General features: G+C 54.4%; 25 protein-coding genes. 18 read left to right on the plus strand and 7 right to left on the minus strand.

Annotated elements, in window-relative coordinates; all coding sequences use genetic code 11:
- Positions 1–5 precede the first annotated feature (5 nt).
- From ROA7450_RS12055 to ROA7450_RS12125, 15 genes are all read left to right on the plus strand, one after another.
- Positions 6–335, plus strand: coding sequence for a hypothetical protein (locus ROA7450_RS12055; protein ID WP_085806078.1), 330 nt, complete (start codon positions 6–8; stop codon positions 333–335).
- 127 nt (positions 336–462) lie between these two features.
- Complete coding sequence (locus ROA7450_RS12060; RefSeq protein WP_085806080.1) at positions 463–864, plus strand: DUF5333 domain-containing protein; 402 nt, start codon at positions 463–465, stop codon at positions 862–864.
- Positions 865–870: 6 nt separating this feature from the next.
- Entirely contained in the window at positions 871–2,889 is a 2,019-nt protein-coding gene (gene nuoG / locus ROA7450_RS12065; RefSeq protein WP_085806082.1) for an NADH-quinone oxidoreductase subunit NuoG, read from the plus strand.
- Between the two features lie 111 nt (positions 2,890–3,000).
- Positions 3,001–4,038, plus strand: a complete 1,038-nt coding sequence (nuoH, locus tag ROA7450_RS12070) for an NADH-quinone oxidoreductase subunit NuoH (protein ID WP_085806084.1) — start codon at positions 3,001–3,003, stop codon at positions 4,036–4,038.
- A 3-nt stretch (positions 4,039–4,041) separates the two neighbouring features.
- Entirely contained in the window at positions 4,042–4,536 is a 495-nt protein-coding gene (gene nuoI, locus ROA7450_RS12075) for an NADH-quinone oxidoreductase subunit NuoI (RefSeq protein ID WP_085806086.1), read from the plus strand.
- Entirely contained in the window at positions 4,533–4,946 is a 414-nt protein-coding gene (locus ROA7450_RS12080) for a carboxymuconolactone decarboxylase family protein (protein WP_085806088.1), read from the plus strand. The genes nuoI and ROA7450_RS12080 overlap by 4 nt, the downstream gene beginning before the upstream one ends.
- A gap of 2 nt (positions 4,947–4,948) precedes the next feature.
- Positions 4,949–5,551: an NADH-quinone oxidoreductase subunit J gene (locus tag ROA7450_RS12085; RefSeq protein WP_200812958.1), complete on the plus strand. Its 603-nt coding sequence runs from the start codon at positions 4,949–4,951 to the stop codon at positions 5,549–5,551.
- A 2-nt stretch (positions 5,552–5,553) separates the two neighbouring features.
- On the plus strand, positions 5,554–5,943 hold the full coding sequence (locus tag ROA7450_RS12090) for a hypothetical protein (protein WP_085806092.1): 390 nt from the start codon (positions 5,554–5,556) through the stop codon (positions 5,941–5,943).
- Positions 5,944–5,947: 4 nt separating this feature from the next.
- On the plus strand, positions 5,948–6,253 hold the full coding sequence (gene nuoK / locus ROA7450_RS12095; RefSeq protein ID WP_073032336.1) for an NADH-quinone oxidoreductase subunit NuoK: 306 nt from the start codon (positions 5,948–5,950) through the stop codon (positions 6,251–6,253).
- 10 nt (positions 6,254–6,263) lie between these two features.
- The gene (nuoL, locus tag ROA7450_RS12100; protein WP_143534443.1) at positions 6,264–8,414 is read left to right on the plus strand and encodes an NADH-quinone oxidoreductase subunit L; all 2,151 of its coding nucleotides are present in this window, start codon (positions 6,264–6,266) and stop codon (positions 8,412–8,414) included.
- Entirely contained in the window at positions 8,414–9,964 is a 1,551-nt protein-coding gene (locus ROA7450_RS12105) for an NADH-quinone oxidoreductase subunit M (protein ID WP_085806096.1), read from the plus strand. The genes nuoL and ROA7450_RS12105 overlap by 1 nt, the downstream gene beginning before the upstream one ends.
- 14 nt (positions 9,965–9,978) lie before the next feature.
- On the plus strand, positions 9,979–11,412 hold the full coding sequence (nuoN, locus tag ROA7450_RS12110) for an NADH-quinone oxidoreductase subunit NuoN (RefSeq protein WP_085806098.1): 1,434 nt from the start codon (positions 9,979–9,981) through the stop codon (positions 11,410–11,412).
- A complete protein-coding gene (locus ROA7450_RS12115; protein ID WP_085806100.1) occupies positions 11,402–12,154 on the plus strand; it encodes a biotin--[acetyl-CoA-carboxylase] ligase in 753 nt (250 codons plus the stop codon). Before nuoN ends, ROA7450_RS12115 begins: the two co-directional genes overlap by 11 nt.
- Positions 12,155–12,165: 11 nt before the next feature.
- Positions 12,166–12,936, plus strand: a complete 771-nt coding sequence (locus tag ROA7450_RS12120; RefSeq protein ID WP_085806102.1) for a type III pantothenate kinase — start codon at positions 12,166–12,168, stop codon at positions 12,934–12,936.
- 6 nt (positions 12,937–12,942) lie between these two features.
- Entirely contained in the window at positions 12,943–14,613 is a 1,671-nt protein-coding gene (locus ROA7450_RS12125; protein ID WP_085806104.1) for a ribonuclease J, read from the plus strand.
- Between the two features lie 2 nt (positions 14,614–14,615).
- Here ROA7450_RS12125 and ROA7450_RS12130 read toward each other — a convergent pair whose 3' ends face one another.
- The 6 genes from ROA7450_RS12130 to ROA7450_RS12155 all read right to left on the minus strand — a co-directional run bounded on the left by ROA7450_RS12130 (position 14,616) and on the right by ROA7450_RS12155 (position 22,218).
- On the minus strand, positions 14,616–16,163 hold the full coding sequence (locus tag ROA7450_RS12130; protein WP_085806106.1) for a phospholipase D family protein: 1,548 nt from the start codon (positions 16,161–16,163) through the stop codon (positions 14,616–14,618).
- Positions 16,164–16,270: 107 nt separating this feature from the next.
- Positions 16,271–17,623: a DEAD/DEAH box helicase gene (locus ROA7450_RS12135; protein ID WP_085806108.1), complete on the minus strand. Its 1,353-nt coding sequence runs from the start codon at positions 17,621–17,623 to the stop codon at positions 16,271–16,273.
- 174 nt (positions 17,624–17,797) lie between these two features.
- A complete protein-coding gene (locus tag ROA7450_RS12140; protein WP_085806110.1) occupies positions 17,798–18,781 on the minus strand; it encodes a glycosyltransferase family 2 protein in 984 nt (327 codons plus the stop codon).
- A gap of 85 nt (positions 18,782–18,866) precedes the next feature.
- A complete protein-coding gene (locus ROA7450_RS12145; protein ID WP_085806112.1) occupies positions 18,867–19,526 on the minus strand; it encodes a hypothetical protein in 660 nt (219 codons plus the stop codon).
- Between the two features lie 31 nt (positions 19,527–19,557).
- Positions 19,558–21,165, minus strand: a complete 1,608-nt coding sequence (locus tag ROA7450_RS12150; protein WP_085806114.1) for a peptide chain release factor 3 — start codon at positions 21,163–21,165, stop codon at positions 19,558–19,560.
- Between the two features lie 45 nt (positions 21,166–21,210).
- Positions 21,211–22,218, minus strand: coding sequence for a Hint domain-containing protein (locus ROA7450_RS12155; protein WP_085806116.1), 1,008 nt, complete (start codon positions 22,216–22,218; stop codon positions 21,211–21,213).
- 165 nt (positions 22,219–22,383) lie between these two features.
- On the opposite strand from ROA7450_RS12155, the gene ROA7450_RS12160 reads away from it, so the two are divergent.
- Together ROA7450_RS12160 and ROA7450_RS12165 are read left to right on the plus strand one after the other, a co-directional pair.
- Positions 22,384–23,163: an SDR family oxidoreductase gene (locus ROA7450_RS12160; RefSeq protein WP_085806117.1), complete on the plus strand. Its 780-nt coding sequence runs from the start codon at positions 22,384–22,386 to the stop codon at positions 23,161–23,163.
- 3 nt (positions 23,164–23,166) lie between these two features.
- Complete coding sequence (locus ROA7450_RS12165) at positions 23,167–24,285, plus strand: YhaZ family DNA alkylation repair protein (protein WP_085806118.1); 1,119 nt, start codon at positions 23,167–23,169, stop codon at positions 24,283–24,285.
- Positions 24,286–24,295: 10 nt separating this feature from the next.
- On the opposite strand, the gene ROA7450_RS12170 is transcribed toward ROA7450_RS12165, so the two are convergent.
- The gene (locus tag ROA7450_RS12170) at positions 24,296–24,883 is read right to left on the minus strand and encodes an SGNH/GDSL hydrolase family protein (RefSeq protein WP_306372432.1); all 588 of its coding nucleotides are present in this window, start codon (positions 24,881–24,883) and stop codon (positions 24,296–24,298) included.
- Positions 24,884–25,191: 308 nt separating this feature from the next.
- Here ROA7450_RS12170 and ROA7450_RS12175 point away from each other — a divergent pair, with 308 nt between their 5' ends.
- Positions 25,192–26,562: an SLC5/6 family protein gene (locus tag ROA7450_RS12175; RefSeq protein ID WP_085806120.1), complete on the plus strand. Its 1,371-nt coding sequence runs from the start codon at positions 25,192–25,194 to the stop codon at positions 26,560–26,562.
- The last annotated feature ends 32 nt before the right edge of the window (positions 26,563–26,594 follow it).

A 26,594-nucleotide genomic window follows, 5' to 3' on the forward strand; every position in this document is an offset into this window, starting at 1 on the left:
GTGTGATGAGAATTGTCCTCGTCTGTCTGGCCGCTCTGATGATGGTATCGGCTTGTACCGAGAAAAAATCGCGTGTGTATTTTAATGGTATCTACTACCCGTCAAAGGCAAAGCACGCCTCGGATGACCGGCAGAGTTTTGTTGTGACGGTGAAACGGGCCACCAAAGGAATAGAGGGAGCGCGCGAAGCGGGCCGTGTTGAAGGCACAAAGTACTGTTTGAAAAATTTTGGTACATCCGAGATTAACTGGGTACAGGGACCGGATGCGGAGAACGGGACGCTGAATTTGTCCGGTAGCGATCTGAAGCTGACGGGGTCTTGTGTGACGTGGTAAGAAATGTTGCGATATCAGGAGGATACATGCGTTGTTATTGCATAACCAACGTATGTTACACCATCTGCATGTCAGCAGAAGGGCGGAACTCACCGTTACCTTCTGCCTGTCATATAGGAGATATCAAATGCGTATGATTGCACCACTCGTTTTCGCAGCTATGTTGAGCAGCACAGCGGTTCAGGCGCAGGCCGGACTAAAGAATGAAGATGACATAAATCACGGGCTGCTGATTGTGGCAGTGGCAGAAAAGATCAACCGTGCCTGCGACAGCATTGGCGTGCGTGTGTTTGCTGCTCGGGGCTATGTCAATGACCTTAAGGACATCGCGCGCGAGCGCGGGTACAGCGAGAAAGAGATCCGCTCGTACCTCAATAACAAGCAGAACAAGGCCGAGATGCGTGAGCGCCGGAATGCGTTCTATAAAAGCCGGGGCGCCAGCAATCTGGACCATGCGTCCTTGTGCAAACTGGGGCACGGAGAGATCAAAAAGAACAGCCAAATTGGCGTGTTACTGAGAGCAAAGTGAGAACCGATGACTGACCTTCGCAAAATCATCATCGACGATAACGAGATCGAAGTGGACGGGGCGATGACCCTGATTCAGGCGTGCGAGCAGGCGGGCATTGAAGTGCCGCGCTTTTGCTATCACGAGCGGCTGTCGATTGCGGGAAATTGTCGGATGTGCCTTGTTGAGGTCGTTGGCGGGCCGCCGAAACCGGCGGCCTCTTGTGCTATGCAGGTGCGCGATTTGCGCCCCGGTCCCGAAGGCCAGCCGCCTGTGGTGAAGACCAATTCACCAATGGTCAAAAAGGCCCGCGAAGGGGTGATGGAATTTCTGCTGATCAACCATCCGCTGGATTGCCCGATTTGCGATCAGGGTGGCGAATGCGACCTGCAGGATCAGGCGATGGCTTATGGCGTGGATTTCAGCCGCTTCCGCGAAGCCAAACGCGCGGTGGATGATCTGGATCTGGGGCCGCTGGTCGAAACCCATATGACACGCTGCATTTCCTGTACACGCTGCGTGCGGTTCACGACCGAGGTCGCAGGTATTACCCAGATGGGCCAGACGGGTCGTGGCGAAGATTCTGAGATCACGTCTTACTTAGGTGAAACGCTGGATAGCAACCTGCAGGGCAACATCATTGACCTGTGCCCTGTTGGGGCGCTGGTTTCAAAACCCTATGCCTTTACCGCGCGCCCGTGGGAGCTGACCAAGACCGAAACCATCGATGTGATGGACGCTTTGGGAAGCAACATTCGTGTGGATTGCAAGGGCCGCGAAGTGATGCGGATCGTGCCGCGCAATCATGATGGTGTGAACGAGGAATGGATTTCCGACAAGACACGTTTTGTCTGGGATGGTCTACGCCGTCAGCGTTTGGACCGGCCATATGTGCGTGAAAATGGCAAGCTGCGCCCTGCAAGCTGGGGCGAGGCCCTGTCGAAAGCAGCTGAGGCGATGACCGGCAAGAAGATTGCCGGTTTGATTGGTGATTTGGTCCCGGTTGAAGCGGCCTTTGCACTGAAGCAGATGGTTGAAGGGCTAGGAGGTAAGGTGGAATGCCGCACTGATAATGCGCGCCTGCCGATAGGCAATCGCTCGGGCTATGTCGGCACCGCCAGCATCGAAGAGATTGATGATGCCAAGTACATCATGTTGATCGGCACGGATCCACGGATTGAGGCACCGGTTCTGAATGCACGCATTCGCAAGGCCTGGACCAAGGGGGCCACGATTGGCCTGATCGGCGAAGCTACTGATCTAACCTATGATTACGCTCACGTCGGCTCGGACCGTGCGGCGCTGTCTGGCCTGCTGGGCAAGGAACATGGTGCAGTCATGGATCAGCCTTCTGCCGTGATTGTCGGGCAGGGTGCCTTGCGGGAAGCGGACGGGCTCGCCGTTCTGGCAGCAGCGCAGCAATTGGCAACGGAAACAAATTCCGAGCTGATGGTCTTGCACACAGCCGCCTCACGTGTGGGCGCGATGGATGTGAGTGCGGTGACCGAGGGTGGCATGGAGGCGGCGATTGAAGGCGCTGAGGTGATCTATAACCTTGGTGCAGATGAGGTCGAAATCGATGCCGGTAGCATTGTCATTTATCAAGGTAGCCACGGTGACCGGGGTGCCCATCGCGCTGATGTGATCCTACCGGGGGCTGCTTATACCGAGGAATCCGGATTGTTCGTCAACACTGAAGGGCGGCCACAGTTGGCCTTGCGCGCGGGGCATGCGCCGGGTGAGGCCAAGGAGAATTGGGCCATCCTGCGGGCGTTGTCGGGTGAACTGGGCAATGCATTGCCGTATGACAGCATGGCGCAGCTGCGTCAGGCGCTGGTGACCGAAGTGCCACATCTGGCAAAACTGGATACGGTGCCAGAAAACGAATGCCAGGCGATCGAAGCGGATAATCTGGGTGATGCCGATTTCCGCAGTGCGGTGAAAGATTTCTATCTGACCAACCCAATCGCGCGATCCAGCGCGCTGATGGCAGAGTTGAGCGCCGGTGTGAAAGCGCGCGGTGGTAAACCACTGGCGGCGGAGTAATCTGCGCCAGCACTGATATGAATACGCCAAAGCCGGGCGGCGACCGGCTGGGCAAATGAACACAAGCCGCATAACAAGCGGCAAACGATTGATCGAGGGTGCGAGGACCTGATGGCTGAATTCTTGACGACCCCATTTGGGATTGCGGTACTGATCGTGGCACAGTGCTTGGCCGTGGTTGCGTTCGTGATGATCTCGCTGTTGTTCCTAGTTTACGGTGACCGCAAGATCTGGGCGGCTGTTCAGATGCGCCGCGGCCCCAATGTGGTAGGGGTCTACGGCCTGCTGCAATCGGTGGCTGACGCGCTGAAATATGTGGTCAAAGAGGTAGTGATCCCAGCGGGAGCCGACAAACCGGTGTTCATGCTGGCCCCAATGACCAGCTTTGTTTTGGCCATTATGGCTTGGGCTGTCATTCCGTTCAACGAAGGCTGGGTGCTCAGCGATATCAATGTTGCCATTCTGTTTGTGTTCGCGATGTCCTCGCTCGAGGTTTACGGCGTGATCATGGGTGGTTGGGCGTCAAACTCCAAATACGCTTTCCTTGGCTCGCTGCGCTCTGCCGCGCAGATGATTTCTTATGAGGTCTCGCTGGGTTTGATCATCATTGGTGTGATCATTTCGACCGGTTCGATGAACTTCGGTGCCATCGTAGCCGCGCAAGACGGCGATTGGGGGCTTTTCAACTGGTATTGGCTACCGCACTTCCCGATGGTGTTCTTGTTCTTCATCTCGGCATTGGCTGAAACCAACCGTCCGCCGTTTGACCTGCCAGAAGCGGAGTCGGAACTGGTGGCGGGCTATCAGGTGGAATACTCCTCGACACCCTTCCTGTTGTTCATGGCCGGGGAATATATTGCGATCTTCCTGATGTGTGCGCTGATGTCGCTGCTGTTCTTTGGTGGCTGGCTGTCACCCATTCCGGGGCTGCCCGATGGCGTGTTGTGGATGGTGGCGAAGATGGCGTTCTTCTTCTTTATCTTCGCCATGGTCAAGGCGATCACCCCGCGCTATCGCTATGACCAGTTGATGCGGATCGGCTGGAAAGTGTTCCTGCCGCTGTCCATTGGCTGGGTGGTGATCGTGTCGTTCCTGGCAAAATTCGAGGTGCTTGGCGGCTTCTGGGCCCGCTGGGCGATTGGGGGATAATCCATGACACAGATCGATTATAACCGGGCCGCGGGCTATTTCCTGCTCAAGGATTTCATCAAGGGCTTTCAACTGGGGCTGAAATACTTCTTTGCTCCCAAGGCGACGCTGAACTACCCCCATGAAAAGGGGCCGCTGTCACCACGTTTTCGGGGTGAACATGCGCTGCGCCGCTATCCCAATGGCGAGGAACGCTGTATTGCCTGTAAACTGTGCGAGGCGATCTGCCCGGCGCAGGCGATTACCATCGATGCCGAGCCGCGCGATGACGGCAGCCGCCGCACCACGCGCTATGACATCGACATGACGAAATGCATTTATTGCGGATTCTGCCAAGAGGCCTGCCCAGTAGATGCCATCGTCGAAGGGCCGAACTTTGAGTTTGCCACCGAAACCCGCGAAGAGCTGTTTTACGATAAGGAAAAACTGCTCGACAACGGAGAACGTTGGGAGGCCGAGATTGCCCGCAATCTGGAAATGGATGCACCGTACCGATGACCGATCCTAAAAACCCTTTTGAACAAATGATGGCGCAGGCGCAGGAGATGGCGAAAAGCCTGAACCCGACGCTCGAGTCGTTTTCACCCAAAGGGTTTGAAAAGCTGTGGCCCACCATGCCCAAGGAATTCATGGAAATGAGTTTCGGCAAAGGGGTCAACAAGGACGGTCTGGACGCCAAGACGCGCATGCTTCTGACGCTTGCTGGTCTGACCATGCTGGGGGCGCAGAGCGACAGCCAGATCCGCCTGACAGTGCGCCACGCCCTTGAGGCTGGTGCCACCAAAGATGAAATTGCTGAAACCATTGCCCATATGGCGATGTTTGCTGGCATCCCATCCATGAACCGCGCGATGGATTACGCGCGCGAGGTTCTGGATGAGGCCGAGCCAAAAGACAAAGAGGGATAACCATGGCCGCATTCTGTTTCTATCTGTTTGCGATCTGTCTGTTGACCGGGGGGCTCTTCACCGTGATCAGCCGCAACCCGGTGCATTCGGTGCTGTGGCTGATCTTGTCCTTTTTGAGCGCGGCGGGGCTGTTTGTCCTGCTTGGGGCGGAATTCGTCGCGATGCTACTGATCATCGTTTACGTTGGCGCGGTCGCGGTGCTGTTCCTGTTCGTGGTGATGATGCTGGACATCGATTTTGCCGAACTCAAAGCTGAGATGGCGAAATACATGCCGCTGGCGCTACTGATCGGGATCGTATTGCTAATGCAGTTTGGCATGGTCTTAGGTGCGTGGCACGAATCCGAGGGGGCAGACGCCGCACGTCAGGCCATAGTACCAGAAGGCGTGGAAAATACCGCCGCACTTGGATTGCTGATCTACGACAAATACTTTCTGCTGTTTCAGCTGTCAGGTTTGATCCTGCTGGTGGCAATGATTGGTGCGATTGTACTGACTCTGCGCCACCGCAAGGATGTCAAACGTCAGGATGTGCTGGCGCAGATGTACCGCGATCCGGCCAAAGCGATGGAGTTGAAAGACGTCAAACCGGGGCAGGGGCTGTGATCATGAGAGCTTATCTGAACATCACAAATAAGATTGTCGCGGCGCTTTCTGCCCTACTGATAGCAAGCCATGTGTCTGCCGCGGAAGATGAGATTTTGAACCCGCTCGATGTTGTGAACCAGCATTTCGAAGCGGCGAGTAAGGATTTCGGTGATGGCATGGTGCAATTGCACAGCCGCAAAGAGGGGGCCGAAGGCACTGAGCATCTGATTTATCATTTTGACTGCTCAGAAAAGAAATATGGGCTGGCTTATGAGGGCGCTGATGCCCCCACCAGCTTGCCCGAACTGCCCGATGAGCCACTTTCGCATGGCTTCGCGGCGGATGATGCGGTTGCGCCACTGGCGCAACATACTTGTAGGAAACACGGATATCCCGGGCTGGAGTGGTAAGACGATGATCGGACTTGAACATTACCTGACGGTGGCGGCGGCCCTGTTTGTCATCGGGATTTTCGGGCTCTTTCTGAACCGCAAGAACGTGATCATCCTGCTCATGTCGATCGAGCTGATGCTACTGTCGGTGAACATCAATCTCGTCGCCTTTTCGGCGCATCTTGGTGATCTGGTCGGGCAGATCTTTACCCTGTTTGTCTTGACGGTTGCCGCGGCTGAGGCGGCGATTGGCCTGGCGATCCTTGTCTGTTTCTTCCGCAATCGGGGCACGATTGCCGTGGAAGACGTGAATGTGATGAAAGGCTGAGCATCCGATGATTTACAAGATTATCCTCTTTGCGCCTCTCATCGGGGCCATCATCGCGGGCTTTGGCTGGCGGGTGATCGGCGACAAGGGTGCGCAGTGGCTAACCACGGGCCTGCTGATGCTGGCGGCTTTGCTGAGCTGGGTTGTGTTCTTGCAGGGTGCAACCGAGGCCGAGGCCGTGCATATCATGACGTGGGTGCAGTCGGGCACGCTTGATACGTCATGGTCCATCCGTGTGGACCGGCTGACCACGATTATGTTGATTGTAATCAATACCGTGTCGGCCTTGGTGCATCTCTACTCTATGGGCTACATGGCGCATGATGAGAATTTTGGCGACAACGAGAGCTATCGGCCCCGGTTTTTCGCCTATCTGAGCCTCTTTACCTTTGCGATGCTGATGCTGGTGACCGCTGACAACCTGCTGCAGATGTTCTTCGGCTGGGAAGGGGTTGGTCTGGCTTCATATCTGTTGATCGGCTTTTATTTCCGTAAGCCTAGCGCCAACGCGGCCGCGATCAAGGCTTTTGTCGTCAACCGTGTGGGTGACTTTGGTTTTGTTCTGGGTATTGCTGGTCTCTATTTCATGACCGACTCGATCAAGCTCGACGAGATCTTTGCCATGGCGCCGGAATTGGCGAACATGACATTGACGTTCTTGTGGGCTGACTGGAACGCTGCAAATGTGCTGGCCTTCCTGCTGTTCGTCGGAGCGATGGGCAAGTCGGCACAGCTGTTCCTGCACACTTGGCTGCCGGATGCGATGGAAGGCCCAACGCCGGTATCGGCGCTGATCCACGCGGCGACCATGGTCACGGCCGGGGTTTTCCTTGTCTGCCGCATGTCTCCACTCATGGAATACGCGCCTGAAGCCACGGGATTCATCACCTTCATCGGTGCGTCAACTGCGTTCTTTGCCGCCACCGTTGGTCTGGTGCAGAACGATATTAAGCGTGTGATCGCCTATTCAACGTGCTCGCAGCTGGGGTACATGTTCGTGGCCGCCGGTGTTGGGGTCTACTCAGTCGCGATGTTCCACCTGTTCACCCACGCGTTTTTCAAGGCGATGCTGTTCCTTGGGGCCGGTTCGGTCATCCACGGGATGCACCACGAGCAGGACATGCGGAACTATGGCGGGCTGCGTAAAAAACTGCCCTATACCTTCTGGGCGATGATGATCGGTACATTGGCTATCACCGGGGTCGGCATCCCGCTGACCACCATTGGCTTTGCCGGTTTTCTATCCAAGGACGCGGTAATTGAAAGCGCCTATGCCGGCACAAACGGCGGCTATGCCTTCTGGATGCTGGTGATCGCGGCGTTGTTCACCAGCTTCTATAGCTGGCGTTTGATGTTCCTGACGTTTTATGGCGAGGCGCGCGGCGACAAGCATACGCATGAGCATGCCCATGAAAGCCCAACTGTAATGTTGGTTCCGCTTGGCGTGTTGGCAATGGGTGCGGTGTTTGCGGGGATGCTTTGGTACAACGATTTCTTTGGCAAAACCGAGAAAGTCGCCAAGTTCTTTGATGTGCCTTACCACGCGGAGGAGCATCATGGGGAAGAGCACGGTGATGATCATGCTAAGGCGGATGATCATGGAGACGATGCCGGGCATGATGATCATGCTGAAGAAACCAATGTTGCTGATAAAGCGGATGATCACGGCAAGGACGCCAAGCCCCACTATGTGCTGGCAGGTGAGCCCGGCGAAGGCGCGATCTATGCGGCGATGGGTAATGATGTTTTGAATGAAGCTCATTACGTACCCAAGTGGGTCAAAACGAGCCCGTTTATTGCCATGTTGATCGGGTTTGTCATTGCCGTCTGGTTTTACATCTGGAACCCATCTCTGCCCGGTCGTCTGGCCGAGGTACAGCGGCCGCTGTACCTGTTCCTTTTGAACAAATGGTACTTTGACGAGATCTATGACTTTTTGTTTGTGCGTCCGGCCAAGCGTATCGCTCATTTCCTATGGAAACGCGGGGACGGAACAGTCATCGATGGCACGTTGAACGGCGTGGCCATGGGCATTGTGCCGTTCTTCACCCGTCTCGCTGGGCGGGCACAGTCAGGATATATCTTCACCTATGCCTTTGCGATGGTGATCGGAATTGCGGTCTTTGTGACCTGGATGACGCTCAGCGGAGGGGCGCACTGATGGAATCTCATCTGCTGTCATTTGTTACGTTCATCCCGCTGGTCGCAGCCGCCATTCTGGCGATATTTCTGCGTGGTGAGGATGCAGCGGCGCAGAGCGTTGCCAAATGGGTTGCCCTTATCGCGACTTCGGCAACATTTCTGATCTCGCTGTTTATCCTGTTCGACTTTGACCCCAACAACACCGGTTTCCAGTTTGTCGAAACCCATGCGTGGATCTTTGGCTTGCAATACAAGATGGGCGTTGACGGGATCAGTGTGCTGTTTGTGATGCTGACGACCTTCATGATGCCGTTGACGATCGCCGCATCTTGGCATGTCGAAAACCGCGTTAAGGAATACATGATCGCGTTTCTCATGCTGGAAACGTTGATGCTGGGCGTGTTCATGGCATTGGACTTGGTGCTGTTTTACCTCTTCTTCGAGGCGGGGCTTATTCCGATGTTCCTGATCATCGGGATCTGGGGGGGCAAAGAACGTATTTATGCATCGTTCAAATTCTTCCTCTACACGTTCCTTGGCTCAGTTTTGATGCTGATCGCCATGGTGGCGATGTATTTTGATGCACAGACCACTGATATTGTGAAGTTGATGGGGCATGAGTTCGATTCAGAGAGCTTCAGCCTGCTGGGAATACAGATCATCGGTGGCATGCAGACCATGATGTTCGTCGCCTTCTTCGCAAGCTTTGCAGTTAAGATGCCGATGTGGCCTGTGCACACTTGGTTGCCAGATGCGCACGTGCAAGCTCCGACGGCGGGTTCGGTTGTGCTGGCGGCGATCCTGTTGAAGATGGGCGGTTATGGCTTCCTGCGGTTCAGCCTGCCGATGTTCCCGGTGGGGGCGGACGTGATGACGCCGCTGGTGCTCTGGATGTCAGCGATTGCGATTGTTTACACCTCGCTTGTTGCTCTGGCACAAGCAGATATGAAAAAGCTGATTGCCTATTCCTCGGTTGCGCACATGGGGTATGTTACCATGGGAATCTTTGCCGCAAACCAGCAAGGGATTGATGGTGCAATCTTCCAGATGCTGAGCCACGGGTTTATTTCTGGCGCGCTCTTCCTTTGTGTGGGAGTGATCTATGATCGGATGCACACACGCGAGATTGATGCTTATGGCGGGTTGGTCAATCGAATGCCGGCCTATGCACTGATCTTCCTGTTCTTCACCATGGCTAATGTTGGCTTGCCGGGCACATCCGGATTCATCGGTGAATTCCTGACCTTGATGGGGATTTTCCAGGTCAACACTTGGGTAGCTTTGGTGGCGGCGTCCGGTGTGATTTTGTCGGCGGCATATGCGCTTTGGCTCTATCGTCGGGTCGTGATGGGCGATCTGATCAAAGAAAGCCTGAAGTCGATCACCGATATGGGTAAACGCGAGCGCTCGATCTTTGCGCCGCTGGTGGTGATGACCTTACTGCTGGGGGTCTATCCCAGCCTGATCACCGATATCATTGGCCCCTCGGTCGAGGCGCTGATTACAAACTATGACACGGCACTGGAGGCAGCAGGCGCTGCCAACCAGGTTGCCGAAGCGTCGCACTAACGGAGGGCGTGACAATGCAGGCGGATCTGAATGTTATCCTGCCCGAGATCATTCTCTCGGTTTATGCGATGGCGGCGCTTTTGGTCGTGGCCTATACCGGCAAAGACAAGTTTGCCGGGTTTCTAACCTGGGTCACGGCGGGGTTGTTTGTGGTCTTGGCACTTTGGATTGGTGTCAATGGCGACGGCGCGCGCTCGGCCTTTGATGGTATGTTTTATGACGATGGGTTTTCACGTTTTGCCAAGATTGTGATCTTGGTGAGTGCTGCTGCAGTTCTGCTGATGGGGCAGGAATACATGCAGCGTCGCGATATCCTCCGGTTTGAGTATCCGCTGCTGATCGCGCTGGCGACCGTCGGCATGATGGTAATGGTCAGCGCAGGTGATCTGATGGTGCTGTACATGGGGTTGGAACTGCAATCTCTTTCGCTCTATGTGGTCGCCAGCTTGCGTCGCGATAGCAGCAAATCGACCGAAGCAGGACTGAAGTACTTCGTGCTGGGTGCGCTGAGTTCAGGCCTATTGCTGTACGGAGCTTCGCTGACTTACGGCTTCGCCGGAACAACGCTGTTCTCGGGCATTCTTCAAGCGGCTGAGGGGCAAGCGCCGATTGGGTTGCTGCTGGGATTGGTTTTCGTCATCTCGGGGCTGGCGTTCAAGGTTTCTGCCGTGCCGTTCCACATGTGGACACCTGACGTCTATGAGGGTGCCCCAACACCGATCACAGCCTTCTTTGCTACCGCACCAAAAGTGGCGGCGATGGCTTTGTTCGCCCGCGTTGTGCATGACGCATATGGTGGCGTTGTTGGGGATTGGCAGCAGGTCGTCGCGTTACTGAGTGTGCTCTCAATGTTCCTGGGGGCCATCGCTGCGATTGGCCAGCGCGATATCAAGCGCCTCATGGCCTATTCATCGATTGCACATATGGGATACGCATTGATGGGACTGGCTGCGGGGTCGCTTTTTGGTGTGCAGGCCATGTTAGAATACATGGTCATCTATGTGACGATGAATATTGGGGCCTTTGCATTCATTCTGACACTAGAGCGGGATGGGCAACCCGTAACGGATATCGACAGCTTGAATATGTATTCGCGCACGCATCCGGGGCGGGCTTTGGCGATGCTGGTTCTGATGTTTAGCTTGGCTGGTGTGCCGCCGATGCTTGGTTTCTTTGGTAAAATCTTTGTGCTTAAGGCGGCCTTCGATGCTGGTTTAGCCTGGCTGGCAATCGCTGGCGTCATCGCTTCGGTTATTGCCGCATTTTACTACCTGCGCATTGTCTACTTCATGTACTTTGGTGAAGAACGTGAGCCACTGGGGGCAGGGCGGTCACCGGTGCTTTGGGTGTTCTTGATGGTCCCTGCTGCAATCATGGTTGTGGGCATCGTTAACTTCTTCGGCATTGAGGGAGTGGCGGAAGCCGCTGCGGCATCTCTTGTCAAATAACTGGCCCGATGGCTATGGCCGACGTGTTCTGGCCGAGGTGGACAGCACCAACGCCGAGGCAGCACGTATCGCTGCTGATCTGAGTGGACCTGAGTGGATCCTTGCACTGCGGCAAACTGCCGGGCGGGGCCGTCGAGGGCGCGTCTGGGCAAACCCAGAGGGTAACTTTTCAGCAACCTTGGTGATGCGCCCAAGTGAACGACCAGACGTGATTGCTCTGCGGTCCTTTGTAGCCGCGCTGGCCTTGCATGATGCTTTGGTCGCCGCGACGGGGCGGGTCGAGATTTTTAGCCTGAAGTGGCCCAATGATGTGTTGCTGAATGGCGGTAAGCTGGCGGGCATCTTGCTGGAAAGCTCAGGTTTTGGTGAACAACTGACTCATTTTGCCATCGGAATCGGTGTTAACCTAATGTCTGCTCCAGATGTGCGTGACCTTGAAGCAGGGGCAACCCGGCCTGTATCACTGATGTCCGAAGCGGGTGCAAAGGTAACGCCAGAAGAGTTTCTGGACCTTCTCGCGCCGGCCTATGCACGCTATGAAGCGCAGTTCACGACCTATGGGTTTGAGCCCATTCGCACCGCATGGCTGGACCGCGCTGCACGGTTGGGTGAGGTGATAACAGCACGCACCACGCGCGAAACACATACCGGCACGTTCGAGACGGTGGACGCCACCGGCAATCTTGTACTATCCACGGCAAAATCCCGCATCGCCATTCCGGCAGCGGATGTGTTTTTCTGACGGGGGTTGCCATGCTTCTGGCGATTGATTGCGGCAATACGAATACGGTGTTTTCGATCTGGAACGGAACGGAGTTCCTGTGCACGTTGCGCACCTCGACCCACCATGCGCGCACGGCGGATGCCTATTTTACCTGGTATTCGACGCTGGTGAAGCACTATGGCATCGACGTGGACATCACCGATGTAATCATCTCGTCCACCGTGCCGCGCGTGGTATTTAACCTGCGTGTCTTCGCTGACCGATTTTTCGGCTGCCGCCCGTTGGTCGTCGGCAAGCCCGAGTGCGACTTGCCGGTGGAGCCGCGCGTGGACGAGGGCACACAGGTGGGGCCGGACCGGCTGGTGAATGCGGCAGGCGCCTATGACCGCCATGGTGGTGATCTGATCGTCGTGGACTTTGGCACGGCGACAACTTTTGATGTTGTCGCTGGTGACGGGGCCTATATCGGTGGCGTGATTGCCCCAGGCGTGAACCTTTCTCTAGAAGCCTTGCACACCGCAGCTGCAGCATTGCCTCATATCGATGTGACGATGCCCCAACATGTGATCGGGAAGAATACTTTGGACTGCATGCAATCGGGTGTGTTCTGGGGCTATATCGGATTGGTCAACGGAATTTGCGAACGTATCCGCGCCGAACATGACGCACCGATGCGCATCGTTGGTACAGGTGGGCTGGCACCACTCTTTGCGCAGGGCGATGCGCTGTTTGATGTGATCGAAGATGATCTGACAATGCATGGACTGACGGTAATCCATGCCCATAATTCGAAAGGCTAAAAAGCCATGAGTAACGAGCGGTTGATTTATCTGCCTTTGGGCGGAGCAGGCGAAATTGGCATGAATGCCTATGTTTACGGCTATGGTAAGCCGGGCAAAGAGCGGCTGATATTGGTCGATCTGGGCGTGACCTTTCCCGATATGGATGGTACCCCTGGGGTAGATCTGATCTTGCCAGACATTCAGTGGTTAATTGAGCGCAAAGACCAGCTTGAGGCCGTCATTGTCACTCACGGTCACGAAGACCATATCGGTGCAATCGCGCACTACTACGGCCAGTTGGGCGCCCCCATTTATGCACGGGCTTTCACGGCCAATCTGGCACGCCGCAAAATGACGGACCAAGGTCATTCTGAGCAGGCGGTTAAGACAGTCTCGGCTTGGCCTGAGGTCGTGGAATGCGGGCCTTTCACGGTGGGTTTTGTGCCGATCTCTCATTCCATCCCGGAAAGTTCGGGGTTGGTAATTGATACACCCAATGGGCGTTTGGTGCACTCGGGTGACTTCAAGATGGACCGAGATCCGATTGTCGGTGAGGCTTTTGATGAAGATCTGTGGCGCAGTCTAGCGGAGCCGGGTGTTCTGGCTCTGATGTGCGATTCCACCAACGTATTTAATCCGCATCCGGGCCGCTCGGAAAGCGAGATCGGTGGGGAAATTGAAGGGCTGGTTGCTGGGGCGACTGGTATGGTCGTGGCGACGACATTTGCCAGCAACGTTGCGCGTGTCAAAACACTGGCTGAGGCTGGCGCGCGGGCTGGGCGTTCTGTCTGTCTTCTGGGTCGGGCAATGCGGCGAATGATTGAAGCCTCGATTGAAACTGGCGTTCTGACAGATTTCCCCAAAACCATCAGCCCTGAAGATGTGACAGCGATGCCGCGCAGCAATGTCATGTTGATTGTTACCGGTAGCCAAGGCGAGCGCCGCGCAGCGAGCGCGCAGCTGGCGAATGGAAAGTACCGGGGCATCACGTTGAAGGATGGCGATACGTTCCTGTTTTCCTCGAAAACCATTCCGGGCAATGAGCGTGGTGTGATCCGCATCATCAATAGCTATAGCGAAATGGGTGTTGATGTCGTCGATGACAGCAGTGGCAAATACCATGTGTCCGGGCACGCGAATCGCCCCGATCTAAGTGCATTGCATGAGATGATACAGCCGACCTACGTTGTGCCGATGCACGGTGAACACCGGCATTTGCGCGAGCATGTAAAGCTGAGCCAGAGCAATGGGTTCAAAGGCGTGCTGGCGGTCAACGGCACGATGGTCGAGCTGTCCGAGGACAAGGCCGGGATCGTTGACTATGTCGAGACTGGTCGCACCTATCTGGATGGCACAGTGAAAATTGGTGCTTTAGATGGTGTGGTGCGGGATCGCATTCGCATGGCGTTAAACGGACATGTCATGGTTAACGTCATCCTTGACGAGGATGATGAACCACTAGGAGAACCCTGGTGCGAGGTGAAGGGCCTAGCCGAAGAGGGTGCCAGCCGTGCGCCGCTTGTGGACGTGCTTGAAGAAGACCTGAGCCAGTTTATTGGCCGGGCAGGGAACAAGACCCTGCTGGACGATGACAAACTGGAGGAAGGCCTGCGCCGGGTGGTACGCAACACCACTCAGGCTGAGATCGGCAAACGCCCTGAGGTGACGGTGATCATCAGTCGGCTAAGCGCCTAGTCTCAGAGCAGCCATTCAATCGGTAGAAACCCAATCATCACCAGCGCGATCTGGTCAAACCAACTTGCGCCGGGTTCTTCCTGATAGATAGTGACATCACCGTTCTCGAGCGGTTCACGCCAGATCATTTTACCTTCGGGCGTCAGTTCAGGCTCATAGGTGAGGGTGGTCAACCGATTGTCAAACTCCATGCTGACAAGTTGCGCCATGGTGGGGCTATCAATCAGGAAGCCCATTTCGCAATTGAGGATGGCCGAACGAGGGTCAAAATTGAACGAGCCGATAAAGATGCGTTTACCATCCACCGCAAAGGTTTTAGCGTGCAGGCTGGCACCTGAGAGACCAAAAGGCGGCATTTTGCCACCCTTTTCGGGCGGGTCGCCGCGGAGTTTTAACTCCAGAAGCCGTGTGTCGGATTCAAGTAAATCACGCCGGTACTTGGTATAGCCCGAATGGACTAGAAGCACATCGGTGGTATTCATCGCATTGGTCAGCACCCGGACATCGATCCCGGATTGCGATAGGTTCGACAGGTATTCCGTGCCTTTTTTGCCGGGCACAAAATAAGCTGAGACCAGATCGAGCCGCATGCCGATATCACCTAGTATGGCGCCCAGGCGGGTGATCATCAGTTGGTCTTTGCTCGCCCCGCCAAGCCCCTTGGAGGGGTCGTCCACAACCAGCTTTACATCAGTCCATTCCAGGCGTGCTTCACCTTTGATATATTTTGTTGTGCTGTTTTCGTATTTTGACAGGAAGTCCTTAGCTGCGGCGCTGTCTTTTACTTCCGCGATGCGGGCCTCGAACTTGCCGATGTCGCCAAGGTAGGGGACGATGGTTTTCACGTCGAATACCGACTGGCTGTTCCAGTAAAGGTCAAAGGCCGCTGCTGTTTCGAGCACGATTGCGCCAGTCGCCAGAACATCCAGGTCGATATAGAACTGGTCGTCGCCAACCTGAAAATATTCATCACCAATGTTGCGCCCACCGATGATCGTTGCTGCCCCATCGACGATCAGGGATTTGTTGTGCATCCGGCGGTTCATACGGAAAAAGTCGAAACTATAGCCCACCAGTTTGGGGCTGCGGATGGTGGATGGATTGAACAGACGGATTTCAAAATTGTCCCGTGCGTTCAGGGCGCTCATAAATGAATCCAGCCCCGGCACGCCGTTGTCATCCAGCAAAAGGCGTACTCGGACGCCACGTTTTGCGGCCCGGTAAAGCGCATCCAACATCAAGATGCCGGACGTGTCATCATGCCAAATATAATACTGTGCATCGACGGAACGCTCTGCCGCATTGATCAGCGCCAGACGGCTTGCAAGGGCGTCATGATTATTGAGCAGTTGAGCCACGCCGGATTTGTCTGGGTGTAATGCCTGATCGGCCAGCATATGTTGACCCAAAGTGGTATCGAGCTGAGCAGGAATAGAAAGGCTTTCGGTGCGATCCGAAATGTCGGGCAACGGAAATATCGCTCGTGCAATGAAAATGGAAACCGCACAGAGTGTGATCAGGATGAGCAGCCGTTTGACAAATCTATTCATAGAAGCAGCTTACGCGGGAAGCGCCGCTGCGCACACCTAATAATTGCAAGCTTTCCGGTGATCGCATATCGAAATATACGATCCACCATAAACTTCACAACTAGAGCTTAACTCGCGCGGCGCTCTTCAAAGCTAAGAGCGATGAACTGGGGCAGGTGATCGCCCATGCCAATGACTTGATTTCCACCCGAACGGTCCGGCTTGCGTGGGGTGCGCTTTGCCGGTTTATCGTGCTTCGCATTTGGCCGAGGTTTTTCCGCTGCCTCTTCGACGGGGGCTTTAGCCTCTTTGCGTGGCTTGGGTTCCTCGGGTTTGACAGGATTGTCGATCCGAGGGATCTGTTTCTGGATCAAGTTTTCGACAGCGGCCAATGCTTTTTCGTCACGCGAATTGCAGATGGTAATTGCCTTGCCTTCACGGCCCGCTCGTCCGGTGCGACCAATGCGGTGCACGTAATCCTCAGCGTGTCCAGGGACGTCAAAGTTGAACACGTGGCTGACCGAGGGCACATCTAACCCGCGTGCTGCAACATCGGAAGCTACCAAGATGCGCAGTTCCCCGTTCCGGAAAGATTCAAGCGTTCTTGTTCTCTGAGACTGATCCAGATCACCGTGAATGGCGGCAGCATCATAGCCGTATTTCTTCAAGCTCTTGGTGCAAATATCAACATCGGTTTTGCGGTTGCAAAAGATGATCGCGTTTGTGCATTTGTCACCTTCGGTATCGATCAGCGCGCGCAAAACCTTGCGCTTTTCGCTGTCGGCGCGATCACGGCGCTTGTGTTTGAAGATCACTACGTTCTGTTCGATGGTCTCGGATGCGGTGGCCTGACGGGCAACCTCGATCCGTTCGGGCGCAGAAAGGAAGGTATTAGTGATACGTTCAATCTCAGGCGCCATGGTAGCCGAGAAAAACAGGGTTTGACGGGTGAATGGGGTCAGTCCAAAGATGCGCTCAATATCGGGTATGAAACCCATATCCAGCATCCGGTCGGCTTCGTCCACAACCATGACCTTCACGTCTGACAGGATCAGTTTGCCACGTTCGAAATGATCCAACAGGCGACCTGGCGTGGCGATCAGGACATCCACACCTTTGTCGATGATGGCCTCTTGTTCTTTAAAGCTGACCCCACCTATGAGCAGTGCTTTGGTCAGTTTGAGGTGCTTTGAATAGGTGTCAAAGTTCTCTGCCACTTGGGCTGCCAGTTCGCGCGTGGGGCAAAGTACGAGGCTTCTCGGCATACGCGCGCGCGCGCGGCCACGGGCCAGCAATGAAAGCATAGGCAGGGTAAAACTGGCGGTCTTGCCGGTGCCAGTTTGGGCAATGCCCAATACATCGCGGCCTTCCAAAGCCGGAGGAATGGCGCCCGCCTGAATGGGGGTCGGTATTTCATATCCTGCTTCACCAACAGCTTTAAGCACCTTGGGATTCAGGTTCAAATCAGTAAACTTGGTCATAAGTGTCCGTTTGTTGCGGACACTGCTCTGGCCCGCGCGTCTGGTCAGGGTCAGGCCCGTATGGCCTACGCATAATCACGATTTGTGACCCATCGTGAAGCACCATTTAGCCCAACTAAAGGCTTGGGTCAATGGAAGGAGCCTAAACCCCATTATTTCAAGGAAACTGGTGGTTTATTGGCCATTGCTGACCACTTGGGCGATCTTGGGGAAGTGATGATTTCGCTTCGAATCTAAATCCAGAGAGATGGCGTGAAGATGATCAAGGGTTTCCAATTTTTCGCGCAATTCTGGCGTTGCAACGCAGACTTCCGTAAAAAACTCCTGCAATGCTGCTTCTCCACCGGATTCTTCTATGGTTGAAAACAGCTCGTTCATTGTGATTTTTTGCTGGCTTTGGCGTGCATTGCTGGTCAATTCAGCGCGATAAGATCCCTTTTGCAGTCGAAAGCGATAGCTGCGACGCCAATGGGCCCAACTAGGGGCATGCAAGTGTAGCAAACGCATCCCAGTCAGTTCGTGGGCGTTTGCCATCCGTTTGCCGTTCACGAAGGCGTTGTGAATTCTTATTCGAATCCCGGGTCGACCGGTGCGCACAAAGATTTTTCCGGCAACATGGCTCAGGAATCCGCCATTTAGCTGTTCGCCAAAGTTTGGATAAATTTTCAGTGTTTCTTTACGGCGTAAGGCTGGGCGGGTATTGCAGCCTTTCGCCCATATTTGTCCTTCTGGGGGAGGATTGAACGGATCGGGAGCCAGAGCTTCGATTGGGCGCACCTGTGCGGTGGTGACCCCGTCTGGAAGCTGCGCAAGCTGCTCTGAAATGGAATGAGTGGACGATAGAAATTCATCAACATCTATATGCGCCAGCCAGTCGACATCTGTCGCGCGCCGGTAGCAATGCGTTGCGTTAATCGATTGACGGGGCTGGTGTTGGTCAGGTCGCCCTTTACGTTGGTGCCAATAGGCATCGTCACAAAAAATGGCGCTGCAATTGGGGTGCTCACTCAATGCGGTACGCGCGACGGGATCATCTTCATCCAGATAAACGTGAACCCGGCTGGCTCCCAGGTCGAGATGATAGGCGGCGAAATTCAGGATATCTTTTGTCGGGGCTTTGATCGTCGCGACGACGCCCCAGCTTGGATTACTGCTCATGCGGGAAAAATGCCTGTCATATTGGGCATGTGCAAGCCGGATATTGGATTTCTTGGCAGGTTGTCACAAATTTAGTGACTAGACTCTAGGTTTTGCTGGATAGAGTTTTGCTCATCGCATGAGGCGCGGCTGGCATGTAACCGGCTCGCAACACGTGTAGAGTCGCTAGAGGGGTTAAGACTGTAACTTCCCCACCTCTTGGGCGAATAAAGGTCCTGTCATATCCGCGCGGAGTATACCGTAGCAGACTGTCATCCCAAACCAAATGAGGGTGGCCCTCAAACAGTATGAAAGCGCCGTTTGGCAAATTATCCAGTACTGCAGTGTGCCGGACCTGTTCACGCCTACGATTGACCCGATCACGGTGCATTTGTTGGTCAATTGATTTCAAGTCAGTTGCAGGGCCGTGAGCGATATCCCAGTATTTCCGGAAACGCCGGTAATCCTCAAGACGGCACTCTCCGCAGGGGCGATGCCCTGCTGCGAGTGCAACTGCCTCGTCCAAGAAGAACAATTCGGTGTATCGGCGTGGCGCCATGATCTCGCGGTGGCGGTTCTTGAATTCCAAGACACAAGTGACCCACGCTTGATGGGTCCAACGCGAGACTCCAAGGCACCGGTCCCAATCGTGCAAAATGCCACGATTACCCATCAGTGTTCCACGGGCCGAATTGACCACGATCTCGCCCGTAGGTAAGACGCGGTTTTGCAGCGGTTTTTGCCGATCCTCGTGGGGCTGTGTCATAGCCCCATGTTAATCAGCACGAGTGCAAAGTTTAAACCATCATTTCCTTGGTCGCGGACAGGGTCACGTCCGGGTAGTCCCTGGCGATGCGGTCAATGTCCCACTGCAGTCTTGTCAGATAAACTGTGTCGCCATCGTGATCATGAGCGATGTGCTGTTTGTTCGCGTTGATGAAGGCATCAAGCGGTTGTTTTTCACCTGTGGCCCAGCGGGCCGAGGTGAATTGTGACGGCTCAAACCGCACGGGTAAACCGTATTCCAGCTCAATCCGCGAGCCGAGGACCTCGAATTGCAACGCGCCAACGACGCCGACAATAAAGCCAGAGCCAAAGGTAGGTTTGAAGACCTTGGCGGCCCCCTCCTCAGCAAACTGCATCAGGGCTTTTTCCAAATGCTTGGCTTTCATGGGATCACCCGCGCGACAGCTTTGCAGCAGTTCTGGCGCAAACGACGGAATGCCCGTGGCGCGCAGAGCTTCGCCTTCAGTTAGCGTATCGCCAATACGCAGCTGTCCGTGGTTTGGAATGCCGATAATATCGCCGGCCCAGGCTTCTTCGGCCAATTCTCTGTCAGACGCGAGGAATAGAACAGGGTTTGCAATCGCCATGGGCTTTTTTGTGCGCACGTGCGTCAGTTTCATTCCACGTTTGAAGTGGCCTGATGCCAAGCGGACAAACGCCACTCGATCGCGGTGCTTGGGATCCATATTGGCCTGCACCTTGAAGACAAAACCAGTGACTTTCTTTTCTTCGGGTGCCACATGTCGGGGATTGGCTTGCTGGGGTTGAGGCTCAGGGCCGTAGGTGCCAATACCATCCATCAGTTCCTTGACGCCGAAAGAATTGATGGCCGAACCGAACCAGATCGGCGTCATATGCCCTTCCAGAACGGCCTGCGGGTCAAGCGTTGGCAGCAGTTCACGGGCCATTTCCAGCTCTTCCTTGAGCTGGTCAATCAGTTCTGCGGGGACATGTTCGGCCAGTTTCGGATCATCCAGGCCATTAATCTCAATGCTTTCAGCAACCTTGTTGCGGTCGGCCCGGTCCATCAGTTCCAGCCGATCATTGAGCATGTCATAACAACCAATGAAGTCGCGTCCCTGACCAATCGGCCAGCTGGCAGGGGTAACGTCAATGGCCAGATTTTCCTGAATCTCGTCAATAATCTCAAAGGTATCGCGGCTTTCGCGGTCCATCTTGTTACAGAAGGTCAGGATCGGAAGGTCGCGCAGTCGGCACACCTCGAACAGCTTTTGTGTCTGGCTTTCTACACCTTTCGCCCCGTCGATGACCATGACAGCGGCGTCAACGGCTGTTAGTGTGCGATAGGTGTCTTCGGAAAAGTCCGAGTGGCCAGGTGTGTCGACAAGGTTAAAACGAAATTCGCGAAAATCGAACGACATCGCCGAGGCGGATACGGAAATGCCGCGGTCTTTTTCCATCTGCATGAAATCGGATCGGGTGCGGCGTGCCTCACCCTTGGCGCGAACCTGGCCGGCCATTTGAATAGCCCCACCAAACAGCAGGAACTTTTCAGTCAGGGTTGTTTTCCCGGCGTCGGGGTGCGAAATGATCGCAAAGGTCCGGCGGCGAGCGATTTCTGACGGTAGATCGGGGCGGTTTGAGGCTGTATCCAACATGCGCGCCGTATAGAGCGAGAGAGGCTAAGGTGCAATAAAGATTGCCTACATGGTCGAGGCACGTTTGAGCATATTTGCAGCGTCGGGATGTGACAGCAGGTCTTTCGCAATTTCAAAATCGAGATGTGGCCGGTGTTCATGCACAGCACAAGGTAAGGCATCATCCAGATCTGCAGGCAGGGCCGCGCGTGTGCGTGGATCCATCATCAGCGTTTCTGCGGCAATTCCCTCGGCGAAAATAATCTGATGTTCATCAAACAAGAGTTGGAAATACTCGATAAATCCGCCGTCATGTTGCACCACAGTTGTGCCATTGATCAGATGCCGGGCCCGCACCAAAATTTCGGCTCGGCCCGCACCGATTGTATCAGAGCGTTGATAGATGAATAGGCGATGGTCCGGGCTGACAATCAGGTCATTTGAATTGTGTAAGGCACCTGCTTTGATCCGAACCGGTGCAAATTCGCCTGCAGCACGTACGGTGGTTTGGCCAATCCAACGTATGGGTTGCACTCCGTCATAACGTGTCAATACTCGGTCGCCTGCTTTAAGATCTTGAACAGATTTCTGCGCGCCACTTGCCAAGGTGATGCGTGTATCACGGGCAAAAGAAACACAAGAAAGCTCAGCAAACTTCCGGATCGCCTTGTCGCGATCAATGCCGATCAGGGTATATCCGGTTTTCGTTATGAATGGGGCCAACGGCATTACATAGATTTCGGCGATGTGCCCTTGAGCATCTACTTCAACCCAGATCAAAGCTTCGATAACATTTCCCGTCGCGCACATTAATGTCAGGCAACTGTCCATGCACACCTGTGCACCGGGTTGGCCTAATGCGCTGTCTGCGCTGACCTTGAAATTCAGTTCGCCGTCGGTTGACAAATTGAGCTGAGACAAAGTTGCATTCGTACCCAATTCGTAAGTGTCATCGAGATCGAGTTCATTTGCGAAGGAGATCGGGTCACCGACATTTGCGCCTGCAACAACAAAAAAATCCTTGGAACGATATACAGGAAGCGCTTGTTTTGGATTGTGGGTACTATAATTCATACGGATAAGAGCTTTACACATTGAGAAGGTACTAACGTAGCACGTTAATATTAGTTAAATTCGTCACAATTAGGGGTCAATTGTGACGTGGCGGATTTTCTCATTTGTGAGGCAGAAGCCAGAACTTGTGGCACAGAAACACCCGAATACACGGTGAGGAAGAACATGGATCTTGGAATTAACGGAAAGCGGGCTTTGGTCTGCGCATCAAGTAAAGGTTTGGGGTTGGGGTGCGCTCGTGCATTGGCGCAAGCGGGTGTGCATCTGGTGATGAATGCACGCGGCTCTGAAGCACTCGAGGTTGCAGCGCAGCAAATTCGTGATGAATTTGATGTAGACGTTCGGACGGTTGCTGCGGATGTGACCACACCTGAAGGGCAAGAGGCTGTTTTGGATGCCGCAAAAGATGCCGATATCTTAGTTAATAACGCTGGTGGGCCCCCTCCAGGTATGTGGACCGATTGGGACCGGGAGGATTTCATCAAGGCACTGGATGCCAATATGCTGACGCCAATCACTTTAATCAAAGCATTGGTGCCTGGCATGATGGAGCGAGGCTGGGGGCGGGTGGTGAACATCACCTCGCAGTCCGTGAAGGCACCTATTCCTGTTTTGGGCTTGTCAAACTCAGCGCGCGCAGGCCTAACCGGATATGTTGCGGGTACGGCGCGCCAGGTTGCGGGACACGGCGTGACAATAAACAACTTACTACCGGGAATTCACGCGACTGATCGTGCTGTTTCGTTGGATAGCGGCGTGGCGCAGGCTCAGGAGATCAGCATGGAAGAGGCAAAGGCACAACGGTGCAAGACGATTCCAGCGGGAAGGTATGGTACGGCCGAAGAATTTGGTGCCGCTTGCGCATTCTTGTGCAGCCAGCATGCCGGGTTCATTGTTGGTCAGAACATTCTGCTGGACGGCGGCGGCGTCAACGCGACGTTGTAATCCATGGCCGAGCGGTTTTCTCTCAAGGATCATCTGTTTAATCCGCAAAGCTTGTCGGAATTGGCCGCCGAATATGCGGCTGCTTTGCCGGATTTCGATTCCAAGGCGTTTATGACGACGGTCATACCGGGGCTGGACAGTCGGGAGCTATTGGAGCGGTTGGAGTGGATTTCGGACTGCATTCAGGGGCAACTGAATGCGGATTTTTCAGGGATGGCAGACCAGCTTGAGGTGGCTATGCCGGTAGAGTTGAATCCCGACCTGACCGATGATGATTTCGGTCGTTTCATCCATGCGGTCCCCGGCATACTTGCTGTCCGTCATGGGCTTGAGGAGCACCGCGAACGTGCGTTGGACTTGATCCATGAAGCAACCAAGCGGTTTTCAATGGAGTTCTATATTCGCCCGTTCCTGAACCGGTGGCCCGATGAAACCTGGGAGCGTCTGATAGGCTGGGCAAAAGATCAAAACTACCATGTCCGACGTTTGGTGAGCGAAGGCACGCGCCCTAAGTTGCCTTGGGCAAAGGGAATCACGATTGACCCGCTTCGACCTTTGGAACTGCTCGACATACTATATACAGACCCGACCAGATATGTGACGCGGTCCGTTGCAAATCATCTGAATGATATCTCAAAGATTGAACCAGACGCTGTGCTTGCACGTCTAAAGTCTTGGCGAAAGGAGGCAAGGCAGACCAAGGTTGAGTTCGATTGGATCGAACGCCATGCCTTGCGCACCTTGATTAAACAAGGGCATGCAAATGCGTTGGCACATTTGGGATATCGCAATGATTTGGATTTCGAGGCCGCGTTGCAGCTTGATGCAAGGCAAGTTGCCATTGGCGATGCAATTGAGTTGTCATGTGAGGTTTTCTGTAAGGAGACCGTGCCGGTTCTTATAGACTATGTCATGTATTTCCACAAACCGGGTGGCGCTGAAAGACGCAAGGTTTTCAAGTGGAAGCAAGCGCAATGCGAGGCAGGGACCCCCCTGCAATTGCGCAAACAGCACCGGTTGAAAAAAGATGCTTCGACTTTCACTATTTACCCCGGCCCGCACCGGGTCGAATTGCAGATCAACGGGCAGATTGTTGCGGATACCGTGTTCACTGTTCGGTAAAGCGGCGTATTCACTGATTTGAAATCAACGTGGCGATCCGATGAGCGATCGCCTTGCTGGCCTTCGCTGATGGATGAACCATGTCCAATCCATGATAGCTTCGGTCCCCGTAGGGAACCATATCGGCGATGGACAAAAAGTGGATGCCGTCATCAGTTTCAGAGAGAAGCGCGATCCGTCGTTCCAACTCGTCGCCTTCATTCTTACATCTTTCGATTGGGGAACCTAAACCCGGACTGCGCAAGTATCCAACATAAACCACCTGTGCACCTGTGGCGCGCAGTTTGCGGACAAGGGTGGTGATTTTTCCGGAACTTCCATCTTCAGTAATCAGCTGATTCATTTTTCGGTCGCAATTATTGCACCCGCACCCAAAGACCAGATCATTCCCGCCACCATTCAGGATGATCCATTCCCAATTTCCCGCGGCATACTGTTTCCCAATGTTCAGGCCCATACTGCCCGTTATCGGCAGGATGTAGGAAATCCTGACACCCGGTACCGAGCGGTCAATGACAGGTTTCCTCAAAATCCTGTCCACGTTGTCTGGGACCGATTGCCGGCCCAAACTATTGGTCGAAAGTAATGAATCTCCCATTGTCAGGATATGTGGCGACTTTTCACGGCTGACTGTGTCTCCGCATGATACAAGGAGTAAACTGCTGAATATGGCTGCGAGTACGGGGAGCTTCATTGGAATGTACTTGGGACTCGGAAGTTAAGATTCGCTCGCACGTTATGCGTGAAATGTGACGTATCTTTGCCTGTTAAGTAGGCGATCTGCACCTTTGTTGTTTTGAGTATTCTATAACGGGCCATCACATTCGCGTTGGGTGATGGTGGGAAGCTGGATTGCAAGAAAATGTCCTGTTAGGCGGAGATAACTGTCAATCAGGGATATAGCGCATGCAATCGACCGCCATTATACTCGTATTTGCCGCCGTTATCGTGGCAAGTCTCCTCGCGGCCCCTCGTAAAGCTTCGGTTGACGGGTTTTTCAGCGGGTTAGGCCCGCAGGGACAAGCACCTGGGCTGTGGACGTTAGTGCTGAGTCAGGTGACCACTTGGATCTTTGCGCGGTCCCTGATGAATTCGGCGATTCTGGGCTATTATTATGGGATTTGGGGGGTTCTGGCTTATGCTGCTTACTACGGCTCATTCCTGACCGGTGGTTTCATCGTCGCGAGACTGCGCAAAGCGGGCGCAGGCTCTGTTCAGGATTGGCTTGGCGCGCGGTTCGGGCAAAGTGGTGTCCAATGTTACAACGTGGTCATTGCGCTGCGCCTACTCTCCGAAGTTTTTGCGAACCTGTTGGTCGTCGGACTTATTTTTTCCGCGATCTTGCCCGAGGTCGGAGTTGCCAAGAACGCCTCGATCATTTTCGTTGCCCTGTTGGGGCTGGCCTACAGTGCCTGGGGTGGGTTGAGTGCTGCGCTGCGCACTGACGTGGTGCAGATGCTGGTGTTTCTTGTTGTATTTTTTGCCGCCTTTATCGCGCTGATCACAAGTCCGGGCTTTGATATTATGGCTGTCGTAACGGCACAGGGCGTCTCTGGCTCATGGAATGGTCAAGTTCTTCTATTGGTGGCATTCTTGCAGGTATTTTCCTATCCGGCGCATGATCCGGTGATGATGGATCGCGGTTTCCTGGCAGATCGCGGCACAACGCGGGCGGCGTTTCTACACGCCTTCTGGCTTTCGAGCATCTGTATCATTGCCTTTGGAGTCTTCGGGATTCAGGCGGCCCTGAGCGGGGCAGAGTACGAAGGCCAGTTGCTGGGGACCTGGGCCAATATTTTCCCAACATGGATTTTTGTCGCATTGCTGCTGTCTTTGTTGATCAGTGCAATCAGCACCTTGGATTCCGCACTGGCAAGTGCCGCGCGTCTGGTGGTGGATGAGCTGAAACTCAGCCCGCGCACCCTGAATGGCGGACGTGTTGCTATGGTCGTCTTTATGGTGTTGGGCGGGGCGCTGACGCTTTGGGGCAATCAAACATTGTTTGATGCCGTTGCCGTCAGCGGCACGGCCAGCATGTTTCTGACACCCGTGCTATTTGTTGGCTTGGTACTTGGGCGGTCTGTTGCCCTGTGGTCCTACATGGTAGCGTTTGGCGCTGCCATGTTTGGCGCATTTCTTTACTTCAAGCGCGGCAGTGAATGGGCGATTCAAATTCTGCCAGAAGGGCACAAGTATGAGCAGCTTCTGGTGATCTGTGTCGCTGTATTGGTCGTGGGGTTTGTCGCCGTCTTGGCGGGAATGCGCAAACGCTCCTGAAACAGCGCCCCGGATCACGCGATGTAATCCGG

This window comes from Roseovarius albus, assembly GCF_900172335.1.
Lineage (GTDB): Bacteria > Pseudomonadota > Alphaproteobacteria > Rhodobacterales > Rhodobacteraceae > Roseovarius > Roseovarius albus.

Bases quoted from the DNA above. Each gene is read 5' to 3' on its own strand.
- nuoI (WP_085806086.1), top strand. From the start codon at position 4,042: ATGACACAGATCGATTATAACCGGGCCGCGGGCTATTTCCTGCTCAAG.
- ROA7450_RS12125 (WP_085806104.1), top strand. From the start codon at position 12,943: ATGAGTAACGAGCGGTTGATTTATCTGCCTTTGGGCGGAGCAGGCGAA.
- ROA7450_RS12165 (WP_085806118.1), top strand. From the start codon at position 23,167: ATGGCCGAGCGGTTTTCTCTCAAGGATCATCTGTTTAATCCGCAAAGC.
- nuoG (WP_085806082.1), top strand. From the start codon at position 871: ATGACTGACCTTCGCAAAATCATCATCGACGATAACGAGATCGAAGTG.
- ROA7450_RS12140 (WP_085806110.1), bottom strand. From the start codon at position 18,781: ATGAGCAGTAATCCAAGCTGGGGCGTCGTCGCGACGATCAAAGCCCCG.
- ROA7450_RS12155 (WP_085806116.1), bottom strand. From the start codon at position 22,218: ATGAATTATAGTACCCACAATCCAAAACAAGCGCTTCCTGTATATCGT.
- ROA7450_RS12175 (WP_085806120.1), top strand. From the start codon at position 25,192: ATGCAATCGACCGCCATTATACTCGTATTTGCCGCCGTTATCGTGGCA.
- ROA7450_RS12090 (WP_085806092.1), top strand. From the start codon at position 5,554: ATGAGAGCTTATCTGAACATCACAAATAAGATTGTCGCGGCGCTTTCT.
- ROA7450_RS12055 (WP_085806078.1), top strand. From the start codon at position 6: ATGAGAATTGTCCTCGTCTGTCTGGCCGCTCTGATGATGGTATCGGCT.
- ROA7450_RS12085 (WP_200812958.1), top strand. From the start codon at position 4,949: ATGGCCGCATTCTGTTTCTATCTGTTTGCGATCTGTCTGTTGACCGGG.
- ROA7450_RS12135 (WP_085806108.1), bottom strand. From the start codon at position 17,623: ATGACCAAGTTTACTGATTTGAACCTGAATCCCAAGGTGCTTAAAGCT.
- ROA7450_RS12080 (WP_085806088.1), top strand. From the start codon at position 4,533: ATGACCGATCCTAAAAACCCTTTTGAACAAATGATGGCGCAGGCGCAG.
- ROA7450_RS12170 (WP_306372432.1), bottom strand. From the start codon at position 24,883: ATGGGAGATTCATTACTTTCGACCAATAGTTTGGGCCGGCAATCGGTC.
- ROA7450_RS12105 (WP_085806096.1), top strand. From the start codon at position 8,414: ATGGAATCTCATCTGCTGTCATTTGTTACGTTCATCCCGCTGGTCGCA.
- ROA7450_RS12060 (WP_085806080.1), top strand. From the start codon at position 463: ATGCGTATGATTGCACCACTCGTTTTCGCAGCTATGTTGAGCAGCACA.
- nuoN (WP_085806098.1), top strand. From the start codon at position 9,979: ATGCAGGCGGATCTGAATGTTATCCTGCCCGAGATCATTCTCTCGGTT.
- ROA7450_RS12145 (WP_085806112.1), bottom strand. From the start codon at position 19,526: ATGACACAGCCCCACGAGGATCGGCAAAAACCGCTGCAAAACCGCGTC.
- ROA7450_RS12150 (WP_085806114.1), bottom strand. From the start codon at position 21,165: ATGTTGGATACAGCCTCAAACCGCCCCGATCTACCGTCAGAAATCGCT.
- ROA7450_RS12120 (WP_085806102.1), top strand. From the start codon at position 12,166: ATGCTTCTGGCGATTGATTGCGGCAATACGAATACGGTGTTTTCGATC.
- nuoK (WP_073032336.1), top strand. From the start codon at position 5,948: ATGATCGGACTTGAACATTACCTGACGGTGGCGGCGGCCCTGTTTGTC.
- ROA7450_RS12130 (WP_085806106.1), bottom strand. From the start codon at position 16,163: ATGAATAGATTTGTCAAACGGCTGCTCATCCTGATCACACTCTGTGCG.
- ROA7450_RS12160 (WP_085806117.1), top strand. From the start codon at position 22,384: ATGGATCTTGGAATTAACGGAAAGCGGGCTTTGGTCTGCGCATCAAGT.
- nuoH (WP_085806084.1), top strand. From the start codon at position 3,001: ATGGCTGAATTCTTGACGACCCCATTTGGGATTGCGGTACTGATCGTG.